Annotated in this window: 20 protein-coding genes; 7 read left to right on the plus strand and 13 right to left on the minus strand. The window is 35.0% G+C overall.

Annotated features, from left to right (window positions below):
* Positions 1–51 precede the first annotated feature (51 nt).
* The 11 genes from ACQY44_RS13250 to hemA form a co-directional block, all read right to left on the minus strand.
* Complete coding sequence (locus tag ACQY44_RS13250) at positions 52–954, minus strand: fructose bisphosphate aldolase (protein WP_428230809.1); 903 nt, start codon at positions 952–954, stop codon at positions 52–54.
* An 83-nt stretch (positions 955–1,037) separates the two neighbouring features.
* Positions 1,038–1,979: a DUF4421 family protein gene (locus ACQY44_RS13255; RefSeq protein WP_428230810.1), complete on the minus strand. Its 942-nt coding sequence runs from the start codon at positions 1,977–1,979 to the stop codon at positions 1,038–1,040.
* Positions 1,980–2,244: 265 nt separating this feature from the next.
* Positions 2,245–2,703, minus strand: a complete 459-nt coding sequence (gene tnpA, locus ACQY44_RS13260; protein ID WP_428230811.1) for an IS200/IS605 family transposase — start codon at positions 2,701–2,703, stop codon at positions 2,245–2,247.
* A 317-nt stretch (positions 2,704–3,020) separates the two neighbouring features.
* Positions 3,021–3,923, minus strand: a complete 903-nt coding sequence (gene hemF, locus ACQY44_RS13265; protein WP_428230812.1) for an oxygen-dependent coproporphyrinogen oxidase — start codon at positions 3,921–3,923, stop codon at positions 3,021–3,023.
* Between the two features lie 132 nt (positions 3,924–4,055).
* A complete protein-coding gene (locus tag ACQY44_RS13270; protein WP_428230813.1) occupies positions 4,056–4,601 on the minus strand; it encodes a GNAT family N-acetyltransferase in 546 nt (181 codons plus the stop codon).
* A gap of 2 nt (positions 4,602–4,603) precedes the next feature.
* Positions 4,604–4,981 (minus strand): hypothetical protein, encoded by a 378-nt coding sequence (locus ACQY44_RS13275; protein WP_428230814.1) that lies wholly within the window; start codon positions 4,979–4,981, stop codon positions 4,604–4,606.
* Between the two features lie 3 nt (positions 4,982–4,984).
* Positions 4,985–5,683, minus strand: a complete 699-nt coding sequence (locus ACQY44_RS13280; protein ID WP_428230815.1) for a hypothetical protein — start codon at positions 5,681–5,683, stop codon at positions 4,985–4,987.
* 93 nt (positions 5,684–5,776) lie between these two features.
* Entirely contained in the window at positions 5,777–6,802 is a 1,026-nt protein-coding gene (gene hemE, locus ACQY44_RS13285; RefSeq protein WP_428230816.1) for a uroporphyrinogen decarboxylase, read from the minus strand.
* Between the two features lie 49 nt (positions 6,803–6,851).
* Entirely contained in the window at positions 6,852–7,517 is a 666-nt protein-coding gene (locus ACQY44_RS13290) for a uroporphyrinogen-III synthase (protein WP_428230817.1), read from the minus strand.
* Positions 7,517–8,440 (minus strand): hydroxymethylbilane synthase, encoded by a 924-nt coding sequence (hemC, locus tag ACQY44_RS13295; RefSeq protein ID WP_428230818.1) that lies wholly within the window; start codon positions 8,438–8,440, stop codon positions 7,517–7,519. The genes ACQY44_RS13290 and hemC overlap by 1 nt, the downstream gene beginning before the upstream one ends.
* A gap of 224 nt (positions 8,441–8,664) precedes the next feature.
* Positions 8,665–9,915 (minus strand): glutamyl-tRNA reductase, encoded by a 1,251-nt coding sequence (gene hemA / locus ACQY44_RS13300; protein WP_428230819.1) that lies wholly within the window; start codon positions 9,913–9,915, stop codon positions 8,665–8,667.
* A 228-nt stretch (positions 9,916–10,143) separates the two neighbouring features.
* Here hemA and ACQY44_RS13305 point away from each other — a divergent pair, with 228 nt between their 5' ends.
* The 7 genes from ACQY44_RS13305 to ACQY44_RS13335 all read left to right on the plus strand — a co-directional run bounded on the left by ACQY44_RS13305 (position 10,144) and on the right by ACQY44_RS13335 (position 16,093).
* Positions 10,144–11,016, plus strand: a complete 873-nt coding sequence (locus ACQY44_RS13305) for a helix-turn-helix domain-containing protein (RefSeq protein WP_056247889.1) — start codon at positions 10,144–10,146, stop codon at positions 11,014–11,016.
* Positions 11,016–11,558 carry a hypothetical protein gene (locus ACQY44_RS13310; protein ID WP_428230820.1) on the plus strand — a complete coding sequence of 181 codons (543 nt, stop codon included), beginning with the start codon at positions 11,016–11,018 and terminating at the stop codon, positions 11,556–11,558. The genes ACQY44_RS13305 and ACQY44_RS13310 overlap by 1 nt, the downstream gene beginning before the upstream one ends.
* A gap of 150 nt (positions 11,559–11,708) precedes the next feature.
* On the plus strand, positions 11,709–12,722 hold the full coding sequence (gene hemH, locus ACQY44_RS13315; RefSeq protein WP_428230821.1) for a ferrochelatase: 1,014 nt from the start codon (positions 11,709–11,711) through the stop codon (positions 12,720–12,722).
* A gap of 53 nt (positions 12,723–12,775) precedes the next feature.
* Complete coding sequence (locus ACQY44_RS13320) at positions 12,776–13,324, plus strand: CopD family protein (RefSeq protein WP_428230822.1); 549 nt, start codon at positions 12,776–12,778, stop codon at positions 13,322–13,324.
* 144 nt (positions 13,325–13,468) lie between these two features.
* Positions 13,469–14,884: a sensor histidine kinase gene (locus tag ACQY44_RS13325; RefSeq protein WP_428231196.1), complete on the plus strand. Its 1,416-nt coding sequence runs from the start codon at positions 13,469–13,471 to the stop codon at positions 14,882–14,884.
* A 10-nt stretch (positions 14,885–14,894) separates the two neighbouring features.
* Positions 14,895–15,677: an enoyl-CoA hydratase/isomerase family protein gene (locus ACQY44_RS13330; RefSeq protein WP_428230823.1), complete on the plus strand. Its 783-nt coding sequence runs from the start codon at positions 14,895–14,897 to the stop codon at positions 15,675–15,677.
* Positions 15,678–15,691: 14 nt separating this feature from the next.
* Entirely contained in the window at positions 15,692–16,093 is a 402-nt protein-coding gene (locus ACQY44_RS13335; RefSeq protein WP_428230824.1) for a hypothetical protein, read from the plus strand.
* Between the two features lie 204 nt (positions 16,094–16,297).
* On the opposite strand, the gene ACQY44_RS13340 is transcribed toward ACQY44_RS13335, so the two are convergent.
* Positions 16,298–16,951 (minus strand): metal-dependent transcriptional regulator, encoded by a 654-nt coding sequence (locus ACQY44_RS13340; RefSeq protein WP_428230825.1) that lies wholly within the window; start codon positions 16,949–16,951, stop codon positions 16,298–16,300.
* Between the two features lie 89 nt (positions 16,952–17,040).
* Positions 17,041–18,912 carry an Nramp family divalent metal transporter gene (locus ACQY44_RS13345; RefSeq protein WP_428230826.1) on the minus strand — a complete coding sequence of 624 codons (1,872 nt, stop codon included), beginning with the start codon at positions 18,910–18,912 and terminating at the stop codon, positions 17,041–17,043.
* Between the last annotated feature and the right edge of the window lie 11 nt (positions 18,913–18,923).

Genomic DNA, 18,923 nt, shown 5'->3' on the forward strand with positions numbered 1-18,923 from the left:
GCAAAAATCCCCAGAGACCATCTTGGGGATTTTTTTATAAAGTGTTTTCACTTATGTAATAGAAGCTGTATAAATCTCTTTAATCGTCTTGCCTAGTTTAGTATTAAAGTCATCATCAGACTGACCGGCACTTAATCCTTCAGACAATGCTCTTGAGAAACTTGCAATCAATCCGTGGTTTTGTGCAAGCTTATGATTGGCTTCATCCTGGGCATATCCTCCTGACAATGCTACAACACGCACCACATGCGGAGCCGACATGAGCTCTTTGTAAAAGTCATTCACTGTTGGAATAGATAGTTTTAGCATCACTTTTATATCTTTACCTAGTACACTAAGTTGTTTCTTGATTTCTTCTCTTAGAATTTCTTCTGACTTTTCCTTATCACTGCTATAAATATCGACTTCAGGCTCAATAATTGGGATAAGTCCTTTTTCAAAAATCTGCAAACCTACTGCGAATTGCTGCTCTACAACTTCGCGAATTCCAGCTGTATTGGCTTCTTTAATAACAGAACGCATTTTAGTGCCAAAAATATTTCGTGCGACAGCTCGTGTTAGTAATTCGTCCAGATTAGCAATAGGCTTCATCAATTGTACGCCATTAGCAAGGTCAGCAAGCCCTTTGTCGACTTTTAAAAATGGAACTATGTTTTTTTTCTCCCACAAATAATCAGCAGTCCATTCTCCTTCAATTTTACGATCCATTGTGTTTTCAAATAAGATAGCGCCAAGAATATACTCGCGATCAAATGCAGGACTTTTGATAATTCGGGTTCTCATTTCATGTACAAGTGTGTACATTTCTTCCTCATTCGTATAGCTGCTTTCCTGAACACCGTATTGCGCTAATGCTTTTGGTGTGCTCCCGCCACTTTGATCTAATGCAGCGATAAATCCTTTTCCGGAATGCATACGATGTAATTGTGCTATGTACCTTTCTCTATTTTCCATAATAATAAATTTTTATTAACTATAAAATTCTGCGTTACTGTGAGCATTCAGGCTCTTTTTTAGTAATTGATAATTTCAAATTTTTAAAGCCCCGTTTTTTCATTCACCTTTTCATAGACTTCTTTTACTTTTTTAGGAGGATCAAATCGGTACCCAATACTGAGTTTTAAAGTCGATACATTGTCGTTTAGTCGTGCTTCGGCATGATTATTTTGAAGAAAATTAAGCGTGTTTAAACTTGTAAAAGCAAAAAAGCGATCTCTATTATAAGCAAGCTTTAAATTAAAGTCTAATTCATATAAGGCAGAAACATCACCATCAATATCATTAATTCCGGCTCCAAAAGCAATTCCGGCACCTATTAAAACGCGATCACTAATAACAAAATTATAAAAGTAGGAGGGCGCTAACGAAAAAACATAAATATCTCCATTCGAAGAATCCGGTGTATTGTTTAAATTAAGATTCGTGTAATAAAACGAAAAACTCGGAATAAAACTTCCGGAACTCTTGGTTTGCCACTCGTTTTGATTTACTAATGTTTTATAAGAAAAATTATCATTAAAAATATAAGAAGTAGATCCGCCAATTTTTGTGGTACGCATTTTAGGTAAAAATACATTCACATCATCATCGCTGATATAAAAACCTTTTTGATTGATAAAAGTGAAAGACTGCATCCATTTTTTATAGTAAAAACGGGTATTGAAGCTAAATAATTTAGAATCAGAGTTGTCTTTGTTTTCGCTAAAGAATTTCGGCGCAAAACCTAAACTGATATCAATAAACTGATAAGTCAAACTTAAACCTAATTGTTCTCTTCTGTTGGGGTTAAGATCAACATATTTCTTTTGACCATTAGTATCAAAACCAATTTCAAAATTATTCGAAGTGTCTAAATAGTAAGCGCTAGCAGTAATTTTATCATCATACGATTTAAAATAAGGATTTTGCAGCGTGTCTTTTTGGGCAAAACACCCAAAAAAACTTCCCAAAAACGCTATATAAATCAGTTTTAGATTCATTCGTTAATTTTTACGAGAGTAATATCTATAGCTAATTTATGGATTTTAATTTTGATGATCTAAAATATGTCGCCCTGATGGGGTTAAATAATCTAGATTCATAAAGTTTTATAAATATACCATCCCTTTGGGATTTGTCTCAAACGATTTCAATAACTATATGTTTTAAATATAGCTCCATAGGAGCGATATATTTATAGCTAAATTTTGTTGAGTGTAAATTTGAGCTCCATCGGAGCGTAATATTATTACCCGATCCTAAAAATTAAACATCATCAAATAAATATTCATTTTTGAATTCGATATGGAATAATTTTAAAAACTCAACATATTCTTCTTTGAACGTTTTCGTTTTATGATGTTCTTCCTGGTTATGAATGTAATTTATGACATTTGTCAATTGAGAATGGCTGTATGAAAAAGCTCCAAATCCTGTTTGCCATTCAAATTTTCCATTAATCCATTTCTTGTCATTTATAAACTTTGATGAATTTGCTTTTATATCACGAACTAAATCCGATATAGATTGATCAGGTTTAAATCCGATTAAAATATGGACATGATCTGGCATTCCGTTAATAGCAATAAGTTTTTGTCCTTTATTTGTAATAATGCCAGTGATAAATTTATAGATTTCATCTTTCCAAACTGATGAGATCAAATTTTGCCTGCCTTTCACGGCAAATACAATATGGATATATAATTGAGAATAGGTGTTTGCCATACTTAGGTTTGATTTATATGTCACCCCGCTGGGGTTCATCGAAAATAAACCTATATTGTTCTATAAATATATCGTCCCGCTGGGACTTTCCATTTTAAAAAGTTTCAAATGAATGTCCTGATTTATATTTTAACAAATATGCCATCCAATTCGAACCAATAATTTTTAATAGCTTCGGAGAAGCGTAATATTTATAGAAAAGTATTGAGTATTACATTCGGGCTCCAAAGGAGCGGTATATTTTATTTCATGATTTTTCAATAAAATAAATTTACAAAACCGCTATAAATAGATTGCCCTTATAAGTTTTAATTGTATTAAATCCAGTCAACCGGATTTTCCAACACATTGACCAATTTTTCTTCAATACTTCCCACTTCTGCATGATGATCATAAACCCATTGCACGTGCGGAGGTAAACTCATTAAAATACTCTCAATTCTTCCATTGGTTTTTAAACCGAATAAGGTGCCTTTGTCATGAACCAGATTAAACTCAACATAACGACCACGACGGATTTCCTGCCAGTTTCTGTTTTCTGGGGTATATTCCAGATTTTTTCTTCTTTCGACAATCGGAACATAAGCTTCTAAGAAACTATCGCCAACTTCAGTTACAAAGTTGTACCAGTCTTCCATTGACATTTCTTCGTTTGCTTTGCAATAATCAAAGAACAAACCACCAATTCCACGGGCTTCGTTTCTATGTGCATTCCAGAAATAAGCGTCGCATTGTTTTTTATATTTTGCATAAAACTCCGGATTATGTTTGTCACAAGCCGTTTTACACGTTTGGTGAAAATGTTTTGCATCTTCTTCAAACAAATAATAAGGCGTTAAATCCTGTCCGCCGCCAAACCATTGTTCGATTACTTTCCCGGATTCATCGTACATTTCAAAATATCTCCAATTGGCGTGAACAGTAGGAACCATCGGATTTTTAGGATGTAAAACCAAACTTAAACCACAGGCAAAAAAATCAGCTTCGCCTACGCCAAACATCTTTTGCATCGCCTCCGGTAATTTTCCGTGAACGGCTGAAATGTTTACGCCGCCTTTTTCGAAAACAGTTCCGTTTTCAATAACGCGTGTTCTTCCGCCGCCGCCTTCAGGACGTTTCCAAAGATCTTCACGAAATTTCGTTGTTCCGTCAACAGCTTCTAATCCGGCACAAATCTGGTCTTGTAATTTTTGTATGTATGCGTAAAATTTATCTTTCATTATTCCAATTCTTTTTTGTTTTCCAAATAATCAATAGCATTTAATTTATTGACTACTTTTTTACCTGTTCTCTCTTACGATTTCAGTGAGTTACAATTTGTAACCCACTGATTTGCCAAATTTTTAATAAACTTATTTTTTATTATATTCTGATTTAAGCAATCCAAAGTAAACGATATCTTCTAATATTCCTTCACCGTTTTTGAATTCTTCGCGTAATATTCCTTCTTGTTTAAAATGGTGTTTCAAAGCAATTTGCTGACTTGCGTTATTGATTTTTGAAGTACAAATAAAAACCTTATTCATTTTTAAAGTATTAAAACAAAAAGATAAAGTTTCTGAAACTACTTTTGAGGTAATTCCTTTTCCCTGATAATCTTCATCAACAAAATAACCCAATTCACATTTTGCTTTATTCTTATCAATACTTTTTATGCATAAATAACCTATTAAAGCATTTGTTTTTATATCTCTGGCATAAAAATAATAGCCTTCTTTATTATTTTCCTTGTCTTTGTTTAAAGCAATAAATTGTTCTGTTTTTTCTAAATCTAAACAATTCGAAAGAGTAAATGGAAAAGTTTTTGAGATGTAAGCTGCATTCTTTTGGATGAGGTTGTAAAACTCTTCCGGAAGAATATCGTTAATTGCTTCTATTTTTAAATCTGTAAAACTCATCTCTATTTGCTTTTAGCCGCAGCAATTTTAGTATTTATTCCAAAAGAAAAAACCTTGCTTTCCTGCTGAATGTACTGGTAGATGGCAAGTGCCTTTGCTAGAAAATCAAACTGTTTTTCATGAGATAAACCTATTAAAATATCTGCAAATTCCTCCTGTTGATTCCAGTCGAGATGACATCTTTGCAATAAAAGAATCAACTCTTCTTCAGGGATTTCAATAGTTCTTTCTAAGCTTAAACCAAAATTTTTAAGTTGTTCATCTATAAGTCTCGTATCCTCGGCATTCCAAAACTTAGGAACAAAAGTTAGCGCATGCAAAGTTCGTAGCGTATTTTCTATTCGAATGCTTTCTTCATCTCTTAAGCCTTTGTTGAGCATGATTTATTGTTTTATATCCGATTTAAATTTCTGATTGTATATTGTTCTGCTAAAGATTAATTTTTCTTCTTGAAAAGGATCATTATTTCGGTTGCCAATCTTTTTTATAATGCGATAGATAAAATACAAAACGGGTAATGAATAGTATATAAAACCCATACATATTGGGACATACGGTTTGTCTATAAATAAGCCACTCGATTTAACACTATCAAAATAATTGGATTTTTCTAAAAAATCTTCTGTTAATCCAAATTTCGGAATTAAGGCATTCCCAAATGCTACAGCAAAAATTAAAAAGAAATAGAACATTGCTTTTGAAACAGATTTCCCTATTTGCAATGCCCGAACTTCCGGGCCTACATCCGAAAAAGCAAATCGCATTCGGTTTAAAACAGTTAACAAATAAATATAAAAAATATTTGTATTAATCACAGAATGATTAAAAGCTAATGCAAACAACCCGTACATGGGAAAAAACACAAAAAAGGACAATTTTTTAGGCATAACGGCCATAAAAACTCCTGAATGAACCATGATAAATTCGAAAGCCATTAAAACAGCCAAATCATTTATAAGACTTACCGGATGTTGTTCCGGATGCAACCAAACCATCAAAAACACAGTCGCATAATACGCCTGAAAGCCATATTCTATAAAAGAAAACGGAGAGTTTTTGGTAAAGTTTAGGTTTGCAAACATCTCTAAGGCATGGTTTTTTAAAGTTTTCAGTCCCAGTCGCAGTTTTCAGACCTAAATGAGACTGAAAACTGCAACTGGATACTGAACACTAAGTTAGTTCCCGTATTCCTTAACTGCGTCGATAAACGCTTTTGCATGATCTACAGGGATATTTGGTAAAATTCCGTGACCTAAATTTACAACATATTTATCTTTTCCGAACTCGTCGATCATTTCATGAACCATTTTTTTGATGGTTGGAATTGGAGAAAGCAATCTTGACGGATCAAAGTTTCCTTGTAAAGTAATGTTTCCGCCAGACAAATAACGCGCATTTCTAGGGGAACACGTCCAGTCTACACCCAATGCCGAAGCTCTACTTTTACCCATTTCGCCAAGAGCAAACCAACATCCTTTTCCGAAAACAATAACCGGAGCGTGATCGGCCAAAGCTTCAACGATTTGGTTGATATATTTCCATGAGAATTCCTGATAATCAACCGGAGAAAGCATTCCTCCCCAGGAATCAAAAATCTGAACAGCATCAACTCCCGCTTTTACTTTTTCTTTTAAGTATAAAATGGTAGTATCTGTAATTTTTTGTAATAATGTATGTGCAGCAGCAGGGTTTGAGAAAGCAAAGCCTTTTGCGGTATCAAAACTTTTAGAACCTTTTCCTTCAACAGCATAACAGAAAATGGTCCATGGTGAACCAGCGAAACCAATTAATGGCACTTCGTCGTTCAGCATTTCTTTAGTCAATTTAATGGCATCCATTACATAGCCTAAAGTTTCCTGAATGTCCGGAACGTAAACGCGGTGAACATCCGCCAATGAACGAATTGGATTTGGCAAGAACGGACCAAAATTCTCTTTCATTAAAACTTCGATTCCCATTGCCTGAGGCACAACCAGAATATCAGAGAATAAAATCGCTGCATCAGGTGCAATTCTACGAATTGGTTGAACAGTGATTTCAGCAGCTAATTCAGGAGTTTGACATCTTGTGAAAAAATCATATTTATCACGCAAAGCGATAAATTCCGGTAAATATCTTCCGGCTTGACGCATCATCCAAACTGGTGGACGTTGAACAGTTTCTCCTTTTAATGCTTTTAAAAATAGGTCGTTTTTTAACATGAGTTTTATTTTAGGTGCAAAGCCACAAAGTGACAAAGTTGCAAAGTTTTTATTTATATTCTTCAATTACATCTTCGATTACGTCTTCAACCGTTGGTTGATCTGCAATGATGATATTTTTGGTGATTTTATGTAAAGCTTCAGCAGTGGTTTCTCCAATGCAAAAACACTTTTCTTTCTTAATCGTATTGTCTTTCAAATAACTTTCAACGCCGGAAGGACTAAAAAATAAGATTCCGTCAACCGTAGTTTTTATTTTCTGAGGAGTTAATGACGTATCATAAACCTGAATTTCATTGAATTTTACATCAGCATCTTTTAATGCTTTAGGCAACGTTTCTCTACGAAGATTCCCGCTGAAAAAAGTATAGCTTTCACTGCGGTAAATCAAAGTAATGATTTCGGCTAAATCTGAAGCATAACCGGTATAAGCGACAACATTAAATCCGCTTTCAGATAAAAGAATTTTGGTTTTTAAACCCACACAAAACACATTTTTGCTTTTCAGTTCTTCCGATTTGGGATCTGATAAAACGCTATGAACCGCATTCTGACTTGTAAAAATCAGATTTTCGTTAATATCTTTTAATTCGAAAGGTTTGTTTTGGGTTTGAATAAAGTCAGATTCGACTACTTCAATATTGGCTTTTACCAATGCTTGTTTTTGTTCGCCCGACAGCTTTTTTGTAGATAATATTTGAATTGATTTTGCCATTATTTTTTTAGAGATTCTTTAATAGATGCCATCAATTCGCTTCCGCCATTATTTAAAATTTCCTGAGCGGCGAAGAAACCTAGTTTTTTCCATTCGGAAATATCAACCGTTTTTTCAATTTCAAGTTTTTGTTTTCCATCAACAGAAAGTAAAACACCTTGAAAATGTAACGTGTCTTCATCTTCATTATAAGTTACCAAAGCCCCGATCGGTGCGGTACAACCGCCTTCTAAAGTTCTCAAAAACTGACGTTCGATATAAGTACAGATTTCAGTTTCAATATGGTTCAGTTGCGAAAGTGCATCCAGCGTATAATTGTCGTTTTCCATTGCCACAACAAGCATTGCACCTTGTGCCGGTGCCGGAACCATCCAGTCTAAATTGATATAATTTCCCGGTTTAAGGTTAATGCGCTCCAAACCTGCAGCGGCAAAAACAGCTCCGTCCCAATTATTGTCTTGTAGCTTTTGCATACGAGTGTTTACGTTTCCGCGTAAATCAACTACTGTATGGTTTGGGTATTTGTTAAACCATTGCGCCTGACGACGTAAACTTCCGGTTGCAATGGTACTTGGATTTGCAAAATCTGGATTTCCTTTATGAACCAAAATGTCTAAAACATTGGCTCTCTCTAAGACTGCCGCCTGAACAATACCTTTTGGTAAAGCGGTTGGCACATCTTTCATCGAATGAACTGCAATATCAATACTGCCATTAATCATGGCAATATCTAAAGTTTTAGTAAAGATTCCGGTGATTCCAAGTTCATAAAGAGGTTTGTCAAGAATGATATCACCTGTAGATTTTACAGCAACAATCGAAGTTTTATAACCTAAATCGTTTAGTTTTTTTTCGACAGTATGTGCTTGCCAAAGTGCCAATTCGCTATCGCGAGTTCCAATTCTGATTGTTTTTTCAGCCATTATTTATTTAAAACCAAGGTTTTTATTTTTTTTACCATCAAGATATTAAGTTAATTAAGCATCGCTTTGTAAAAATGACAAAGCATAATTTATCTTAAAGTATTAATGATTCACTTTCATTATTATTAACCACAAAACTTAACTTTCTTAATGGTAAAAATATTTTTCTCATGTTTTAACCACACAGAGCTTAATTAACTTAATATCTTAACGGTAAAAACTTTTTAAGATGCTTTTATCTTAAAGACTTTTTCGATCCATTCGATGCTTTCATCGACCATTGTATCGTCGTCTTTTAAATGATTGGCAAAATGTGTAGTGATTTTCTGGATGATTCTGTTGCTGATGATTTCAGCCTGAGCTTCATTAAAATCTGCAATTTTTTTACTTTGAAAATCTAATTCTGAAGCTTTAATAGCATTCAGTTTTTCTTTTAAAGCATTTATTGTTGGAGCAAATTTTCTTCCCTTTGTCCAGATTGTAAATTCCTCTTTTACTTCTTCGATAATTGCTTCAGCAGCAGGAATGTGTAGTTTTCTGTTTTCCAAAGTTTCATCTGTCAATTGTGACAAATAATCCATGTGAATCAAAGTTACACCTTCTAATTCCTCTACGTTTTCATTTACATTTTTCGGAATCGATAAATCTAAAATCAACAAAGGTTTCTTAAGATTTAAAATGGCTTTGTCCACCGTTGGGTTTTGAGCACCTGTAGCGACAACCACAACATCGGCTTTTTGAAGTTCCAGATGTAACTCCGAATAATCCTTAACAATCAAATTTAGTTTTCCGGCCAATTTCTCCGCTTTGTCCTTAGTTCGGTTGATTAAAGTAATATGTTCGTTTTTGGTATGTTTAACAAGATTCTCGCAAGTATTTCTTCCAATTTTTCCTGTTCCGAAAAGTAAAATGTTTTTATTCCCAATATCTTCTACATTTTTAAGAATGTATTGTACCGATGCAAAAGAAACTGATGTTGCGCCAGAGCTGATTTCAGTTTCGTTTTTGATCTTTTTACTGGCCTGAATCACAGCATTCACCAGTCTTTCTAAGAAAGCATTGGCTAATCCCATAGATTTTGAATGCGCAAAACTGGTCTTAATTTGTGAAATAATCTCAAAATCGCCTAAGATCTGACTGTCTAAACCAGTTCCTACGCGAAACATATGACTAATAGCTTCCTGATTTTTGTAGACAAAACCAACTTTCTGAAAAGCATCGACAGAGCCATTGCTGTTATCACAAATTAGTTTTATTAATTGAAATGGGTGTTCTGCAAAACCATAAATTTCGGTTCTGTTGCAGGTAGAAGTCACAATCAAACTTTCTATTCCTTCTTCTTTAGCCTGTTCCAGCAAACGCGTTTTTGCAATTGCATCCAAACTAAACTTACCTCTTACCTCAGCATCGGCTTTTTTATAACTCAGACCAACTGAATAAAAATAAAGATGTTTCGGTATGTTATTGTTTTCCATAAATTCACTTTCATAAAAGTGTCAACAAAATTATGATTATAGTGTTTATAAAAGTAACGCTCAAAGTACTTTTTGTATCGCTGCATGTTTTTTTGTTTCTAAAGAGCTGTTTTTATGCAAAAAGAAGTATTTTTGTAGCAAAATCAATTGGTTAGAAATGTTTTGTTTAGAGTGATTCTAAATAAGCCTGGATGATTATCATGATTTTTATTCTAAAAAAACATCGCTATGAGTTCTCAGGAAATTATTAAAATTGAAGACGACTTTACGCTTATTCGTTTTCAAAATGACAGTTCAGAGCCCTTTTTCGGACAGCACGAAGTAGGTAGTGGCCTGATACAGTTTCATTTCGGGATAAAAGGGAATGCCAAATTTTTGTTCAATCAGGGCAGTTATGCTTTAGATTTAAAAGAAGAAAAATCATTGCTTTTATACAATCCCCAGAAAGAATTACCGCTGAATTTAGAGTTAGCTCCAAATTCCTGGGTCATTTCAGTAATTGTTTCGATAAAGAAATTTCACGCGTTGTTTTCTGCAGAAGCAGACTATATTACTTTTTTGAGTCCGGACAATAAGGACAAAAAGTATTATAACGAAGGAAATATTAGCCCGTCGATGGCGATTGTTTTGAGTCAACTGTTTCATTATAACTTACATCCATCGATAAAAAACCTTTATTATAAAGGAAAAGGATACGAATTATTGAGTTTGTATTTTAATAGGACCGAAGATCCAAACGCAGAACAATGTCCGTTTTTGATCGATGAGGACAATGTTCTGAAAATCCGAAAAGCAAAGGAAATCATCATCGCTAATATGGCCGAACCGCCGGGATTACAAGAACTGGCTGATGAAATTGGTTTAAATTTGAAGAAACTTAAAATGGGTTTCAAGCAAATCTACGGTGATACGGTTTACGGTTTTCTATTCGATTACAAAATGGATTTCGCCAGAAAACTGTTGGATAGCGGATCTTATAATGTAAACGAAGTAGGGTTGAAAATTGGTTACAGCACAGGAAGTCACTTTATAGCGGCGTTCAAGAAAAAGTTTGCGACAACTCCAAAGAAGTATTTGATGTCGATAAATACGAATGTCTGATGATTAAAAGATATTCAATATTTTTATTGCTTTTCCTGATTCTTTCTTGCAAATCAAAAGAAGAAAAAATGTTTTTTGATTTTGACAATGTTGAATATTATTCATTGAATAAAAGTAAAGAAGAAGAAATGGGAGAGAACAATAGTAAAAGTATTGACAATGGTATTTTTGATAAAATCTTTTTTGACAATTATCCAGAGAAAGTAAATAACGCTATTTTTTACAAAACAATTAATTCTAATGGGTTTTCTAAATTTGAGTTATCCCAAAAAGACATTGAGTATTTAAGAGATGATATTTTTTTAGAGAAATCATCTTTAAATATGTTTGAAAATGCATATGCCTGCGCACCTGAATATAGAGATGTTTTGATTTTTAAAAAGAATAAAGAAATCTCAGGGATAGCGAAAATATGCCTTTCCTGTCGTCAGTTTTATATGATTAGTTCTAAAAGAGAAATTCAGACAGAAAACTTTGGAACAGAGCAAGAATATATATTTTTGGAAAATCTATTCCAAAAATATAAAAAGGCTAAAAACTAAAAATGTTTGAAAGCATCAATTTTACAAATCAAAGTATAAATAAAAAATAATAATTATCATATTTCTAAAAAGTGGCGAGTGCTACTTTTGACGAAAATTTAAACAAATGCTTAAAGCCTAAAGCTTAAAGCCTAAAGCAAGAAAATTATAATGAAAGGCGTATTATTAGTAAACTTAGGATCTCCAGAAAGTCCAACAACAAAAGATGTAAAACCATATTTAGACGAATTTTTAATGGATAAATACGTGATCGATGTTCCGTATTTATTAAGAGCTTTGTTGGTTCGTGGCATTATTTTAAGAAAAAGACCTGAAGAATCAGCGCACGCTTACGCGAAAATTTGGTGGGATGAAGGTTCTCCATTAGTAGTTCTTTCAGAAAGAATGCAGAAAAAAGTCCAGCCTTTGGTAAATGTTCCTGTGACATTAGCCATGCGTTACGGAAGCATGACCATCGAAAAGGGACTTCAGGAATTGCACGACAAAGGCGTTACCGAAGTGTTGCTTTTCCCTTTATATCCGCAATACGCAATGGCTTCAACTTTGACTATTTTAGTAAAAGCCGAAGAAATCCGTAAAAAGAAATTTCCACAAATGACTTTTACCGATGTTCCTGCGTTTTACAACAAACCGGATTACATCAGGAATTTAGCCGATTCGATTCAGAAACATTTAGTTGGGTTTGATTATGATCACTTGTTATTTTCTTATCACGGAATCCCGGAACGTCATATTCGCAAAACCGATGTAACCAAATCGCATTGTAAAATTGATGGTTCTTGTTGTAATACCCCTTCACCGGCACACGATTTCTGTTACCGTCACCAGTGTTATGAGACAACAAGGCAAGTCGTGAAATTATTAGGACTTCCTGAAGATAAATACAGTCTAACTTTTCAGTCGCGTTTAGCGGGAGACAAGTGGTTAGAGCCTTATACAGATGTTGAAATCGACAAAATGCCAGGAAAAGGAATCAAAAATCTGGCGGTTGTAACGCCGGCTTTTGTTTCAGATTGTTTAGAAACTTTGGAAGAAATCGCCATGCGTGCCAAAGAAGATTTCGAGAAAAATGGAGGTGGAGATTTCTTGGCAATTCCTTGTTTGAATGACGATGACGAGTGGTGCGAAACGGTGGGTAACTGGATTAACGAGTGGGCTCAATAGATAATAGAACAAAGAGTAAAGAAAAAAGACTTTATAAATAAAAGACTTTATAAATGGAATATTATAACTACTTAAAATCGTTACATCTTATATTTGTAATAACCTGGTTTGCGGGTTTGTTTTATATTGTGCGATTGTTTGTGTATCAAATAGAAGCCAATGAAAAACCTTCTCCTGAAAAAGAGATTTTACAGGCGCAATACAAAATAATGGCCTACCGTTTGTGGTACATTATTACGTGGCCATCGGCAGTTTTGGCGAGTATTTTTGCCTTTTGGATGTTATTTTTTACAGATTTAGGACAAGCCTGGCTTAAAATGCCGTGGATGCATGTAAAATTATGTTTCGTTTTCTTATTGTATTTGTATCATTTAAAATGCCATCAGATATTCAGGCAATTGCAAAACGATGAGGTAAAATATTCCAACAATTTTATGCGTTTATGGAATGAAGGCGCAACGATTATACTTTTTGCAGTGGTTTTTTTAGTAGTTTTAAAAAGTGCCATCAACTGGATTTTCGGCGTAATCGGAATATTTTTATTCTCGATTATTATTATGTTAGGTTTCCGTTTTTACAAAAGAATTCGGGAGAAAAAATAGTTTTTTTAGTTTCAAGTTTCAGGTTTCAAGTTGCCAACCGCGACGAAACCTGAAACTTGAAACCTGAAACAAAGAAAACAAAACTATATGTTTAACAACTTCAAAATGTCGATGCTTTCTCTTCGTGTCAGGATTTTCCTTTCGATGATTGTATTGATTGTTGTAGCATCTTTCTTATTGGCCTCCATTTCAATCATTCAGTTTAAAAACGAAGCCAAGGAATACCATCAGGAACGTCTCGAACGAAAAGAAAATGCAGTAAAAGAACATATAAATTATGTTTTATCGACTACAACTTATCCTTTAAAAACCGGAAATCTGGATCTTATTTTCAAAGATAAGATCCATGAATTGGCCCAGATTCACAAAATCGAAATCAATATTTATAGTCTGGACGGGAAATTACTGAAATCCTCTAAAGAATCTTTTGCAGTTGATAAAGTAGCACCGCCAATTCCGGAATACATCCTGAAATTAGTGCGTTCTTCGATCGAAAAACGTTTTGTCGATATTAAAACCATTGATGGTGTCAAAAACCGATCCTCCTATAGTTTAATCAAAGACGAAAAATTCAAACCACTTGGTATCTTAAACCTTCCGTATTTAGAAGACGACGGCTATTATGATAACGAATTGAATACCTTCCTGATTCGTTTGAGTCAGGTGTATTCGTTTATGCTGGTTGTGGCTTTTGCCTTGGCGTATTTCCTTTCAACTTACATCACAAAATCACTAAAAACTATTTCAGATCGTTTAGAAGAAACCAACCTGGATCAGAAAAATGAGAAAATTGTATTAGAAGCCAACAGTAAGGAAGTAAACTTCCTGATCAAGGCTTACAACGGAATGGTCGACAAACTTGAAACCAGTGCGATAAAACTAGCTCAAAGCGAACGTGAAGAAGCATGGCGCGAAATGGCAAAGCAAGTAGCACACGAAATTAAAAACCCGCTTACTCCAATGCGTTTGACGGTGCAGAGTTTTCAACGCAAGTTTGATCCAACAGCTCCGGATGTAAAGCAAAAATTAAATGATTATTCGGAAACTTTAATTCAGCAAATCGATACAATGACGGCGGTGGCTTCGGCATTTTCGAATTTTGCTTCGATGCCGGCACAACAAAATGAGACCTTAAATGTGGTCGAAGTGGTTGAATTAGCTTTAGATATTTTTAATGAAGAGTATATTGTTTTCGAAAGCGAAGAACAGGAAATCATCTCAAAAATGGACCGTACCCAATTGATTCGTATTATTACCAATCTGGTTAAAAATGCAACTCAGGCGATTCCGGAGAATCAGTTTCAAAAAGCTATTCTGGTTACTGTAAAACGAAGTGAGAATAATGTAGAAATTGCTGTAAAAGACAATGGAATCGGAATTCAGAAACAAGATATAGGCCGAATTTTCGAGCCAAAATTTACCACTAAAACAAGTGGAATGGGACTTGGACTGGGAATTATAAAAAACATCATCGAAAATTACAAAGGAACAATTACCTTTGAATCAACATACGGAAAAGGAACCACATTTACCGTTTCTTTACCCATCACAAACTCATAAAATTAGCGTCATGAACTACGAAAATCTTTTAATCTCGATTGAAGAAAAAATTGCGACCGTAACCATTAACCGACCTACAAAACTAAACGCTTTAAATAAAGCTACAATTAGCGACCTGAGTAAAGCAATAAAATTATTAGGTAAGAATGACGATGTTCGTGTGATTATCATTACCGGAAGTGGCGAAAAAGCATTTGTGGCGGGAGCTGATATTTCAGAATTTGCCAATTATACCATTGTCGAAGGTGCACAATTAGCAGCCGAAGGACAAGAAAAGTTATTTGATTTTATCGAAAACTTAAAGAAGCCGGTAATTGCTGCTGTAAATGGTTTTGCATTAGGTGGCGGACTAGAATTAGCAATGGCCAGCCATTTCAGAATTGCTTCAGACAACGCAAAAATGGGATTGCCGGAAGTAACATTGGGATTAATTCCAGGTTATGGCGGAACACAGCGTTTGCCACAATTAGTGGGTAAAGGACGCGCAATGGAAATGATCATGACCGCAGCCATGATTTCTGCCGAAGAAGCCAAACAATACGGTTTAGTAAATCATGTAGTGCCTCAGGCTGAACTTTTAAATTTTACTACTGGAATTGCTCAAAAAATCATTAAAAATGCGCCATTCGCGATTACTAAAGCGATAAAAGCAATCAATGCCAATTACAAAGACGGTAAAGACGGATTTGATACTGAGATAAAATCATTTGGCAAATGTTTCGGAACCCAGGATTTTAAAGAAGGAACCACAGCATTTTTAGAAAAACGTAAAGCTGAATTTACAGGAAAATAATAACACAAACAATCATGTCCTACGAACCTATATTTGCTCTTTTTTGCGAGCGCGTCAAAGAAAGTATTCAAGCTGGTACTTTTGCCAAACTTACTTTAGCAAAAACCATCGGTGATACCGAAATCAAAAACATCTATTTCCGCCTGGCGATAAATGAAGACAATACCTATTCAATAGCATTAACGACCCGCTACAAAACCGAAGAAATCGAAAGTACCCATACTTTAGAGGAAGCTTTATTGGTATTGGGAACGTATATCAAAAATCCGTTTTTGACCGCTTTGTTGTTTACCACAGATAACGATGTGACGTTTAAAGTAAACAAGAAAAATGCCGGAAGTATCATCGAACAAGAACCAACATTTAAAAATGCTTCGCCCGTAATGTTAGAAATGATCGAGAAGGGAATTGTTTAAAATTTAAAACTTTGTGGTCAACGGATTCAAATCCGTTGCTACAAAATAGTTCGTTCCTCCGGAACTTTCTAGAACAAGAGCCAGCGGCTCGATTTATATTGTAGGGATGGATTTTAATCCGTCCAAATAATAGATTTGCCCAAATAAAAAAACCTTCGTGAACCTCTGTGAAACCTCTTTGCGAATCTCCGTGAAACAACCCTCTTAAACCAGTTTCACAAACAAATTTGAAGCAATTTTATTCGATATAGACAACTCACGACCATTAATTTTAATCCTCACAGATAAATCGAACGATTCTTTAGACAAAAGTTCAATTTGCGAACCCAAAGCAATTTCCTGCTTGTCCAGATATTTCAAAAATTCTGATGAAGTATCTTTGACACCCACACAAACTCCGGTTTGATTTTCGGTTAATTCAGAAAGTAAGTGTTTCTCGATTTTAACAATTCTTCCGTTGGCATCCGGAATCGGGTCACCATGTGGATCTTCAGTAGGATTTCCCAGAAAATCATCCAGACGATTAATCAATTGTTCGGATTTGATGTGTTCCAGCTGTTCTGCAATGTCATGAACTTCATCCCAGGAAAAATTTAGTTTTTCAACCAAAAACACTTCCCAAAGGCGATGTTTTCTCACGATCATTTTAGCCGCTAATTTTCCGTTTTCCGTCAAAGAAACACCCTGGTACTTTTTATAATTTACCAAATCCTTCTCCGCAAGCTTTTTAAGCATATCCGTAACCGATGAAGCTTTGGTCTCCATCATTTCCGCAATAGCGTTCGTGCTCACCTCTGAATCATTAGAAATAGTAAGATGATAGATCGATTTTAGATAGTTTTCTTCTGAAAAAGTCATTTTTTTATTTTTTAAGGCTCAAAGTTGCAAAGGAACAAAGGTTCAAAGTTTCTAAACCTTTGTTCCTTTGTAACTCTGTTGCTTTGAACCTATTTTTTAACAATTAACAAAGGTATCGAAATTTTATGTCTCAATTTGTCTACGGTGGTACCAAATAAAATATCTTTTAATCCAGTGTGGCCGTGGGTTCCCATGACTAAAATATCAAAAACTCCTGCATTAATAATATTCGGAATCACAGTGTTGGGTTTTCCAAAACCAAGTTCTGTTTCGATTTTGAATCCCTTCTGCGAAAGCATCTCTTTGTATTCTAATAATAACTTTTCGTCGATAGTGGTTTCATGGTCATCCACATGGCCGCCGTACATTAATGCGCCAACCGTTTCTACAATATGAATTAAAGTATATTGCGCATCGATTCCGCCCAATTCGAAGGCATTGTTAAGCGCAGCTTCATCGGCTTTAGAAAAGTCTACAGAAATGGCTATATTTTTCTTGGTATAAGTTTCTTTTGGCGCATATTGCAGCTTCAGGTGATGGGGCGAATGATTCTCGATATTCGATTTTGCTCTCGCTATAAAAGGTTTTACAATAATGTATAATAATAAAGCAAGGAACCCAAAAGCTAGCGGAACGACTGTAAACCAGAGTATCATTGGATGACTTGAATTTTCGAGCCATGAAGTAATTTCATCGTAAACCAATTTTGCATTTAGCGAAACAATAATCAAGGCAATAACCCAGGCGGCGATTTGTGTAGTTCGTGAAATGTGAAACCCTTTCATCTTGGTTTTGTCACTCACAAAATGAATCAACGGAATAATCGCAAAACCCAACTGCAAACTCAGGATGACCTGACTCAGTATCAATAATTTTCCGGTTACGCTATCTCCATAAATTAGGATCACTACAACTGCCGGAACAATAGCGATTAAACGGGTTATGATTCGGCGCACCCACGGCTGAATCCTTAGATTCAGATAACCTTCCATTATGATTTGTCCTGCTAAAGTTCCTGTGACAGTAGAACTTTGTCCTGCAGCAATCAATGCAACGGCAAATAAAACAGGTGCCCATTTAGTTCCTAACAAAGGTTCCAGAAATTGATGTGCATCCTGAATTTCGGCAACTTCAAACATTCCGTTTTTATAGAATGTGGCTGCAGCCAAAATTAAAATAGCAGCATTCACAAAGAAGGCAAGGTTAAGGGCAATTGTAGAATCTATAAGATTGTATTTCAAAGCCTGTTTAATTCCAGCGGGAGTACGATCGAATTTTCGGGTTTGAACTAATGAAGAGTGCAGGTACAAGTTGTGAGGCATCACGGTTGCACCGATGATTCCAATAGCAATATACAATGCGGCAGAATTAGGCATTGAAGGAATTAGTCCATAAAGAACTTTATCCAGTTCCGGTTCAGCAAAAATCATTTCAAAAATGAAAGAGAAACCTATAATCGCAACCAAAACAATAATAAAGGCTTCCATTTTGCGGATTCCTTTATTGATTAAAAATAAAAGTAAAAAAGTATCTAAAACGGTAATCAGAACACCTTCGATCAACGGAATGTCAAAAAGAAGATTGATCCCGATTGCCATTCCCAATACTTCGGCAAGATCACAGGCTGCAATGGCAATCTCCGCCAAAAAGTATAAAATGTAGTTGATGAACTTTGAATACGTTTCTCTCGAAGCCTGAGCTAAATCGCGTTGTGTTACAATCCCGAGACGGGCACTTAAGCTCTGAAGCAGCAAAGCCATTAAGTTACTCATTAGCAGAACCCAAAGCAAAGAGTATCCAAACTGACTTCCTCCGGCAATATCTGTGGCCCAATTTCCGGGATCCATGTAGCCTACACTTACTAAATATGCCGGGCCTAAAAAGGCTAATATTTTTCTAATTCCTGTTTTTTTATGCTGTGTTGCAACAGATTGGTTAACTTCTTCTAAAGATTTGGTCATTGTAGAAATGT

The sequence above is a fragment of the Flavobacterium sp. genome (assembly GCF_965277525.1).
Lineage (GTDB): Bacteria > Bacteroidota > Bacteroidia > Flavobacteriales > Flavobacteriaceae > Flavobacterium.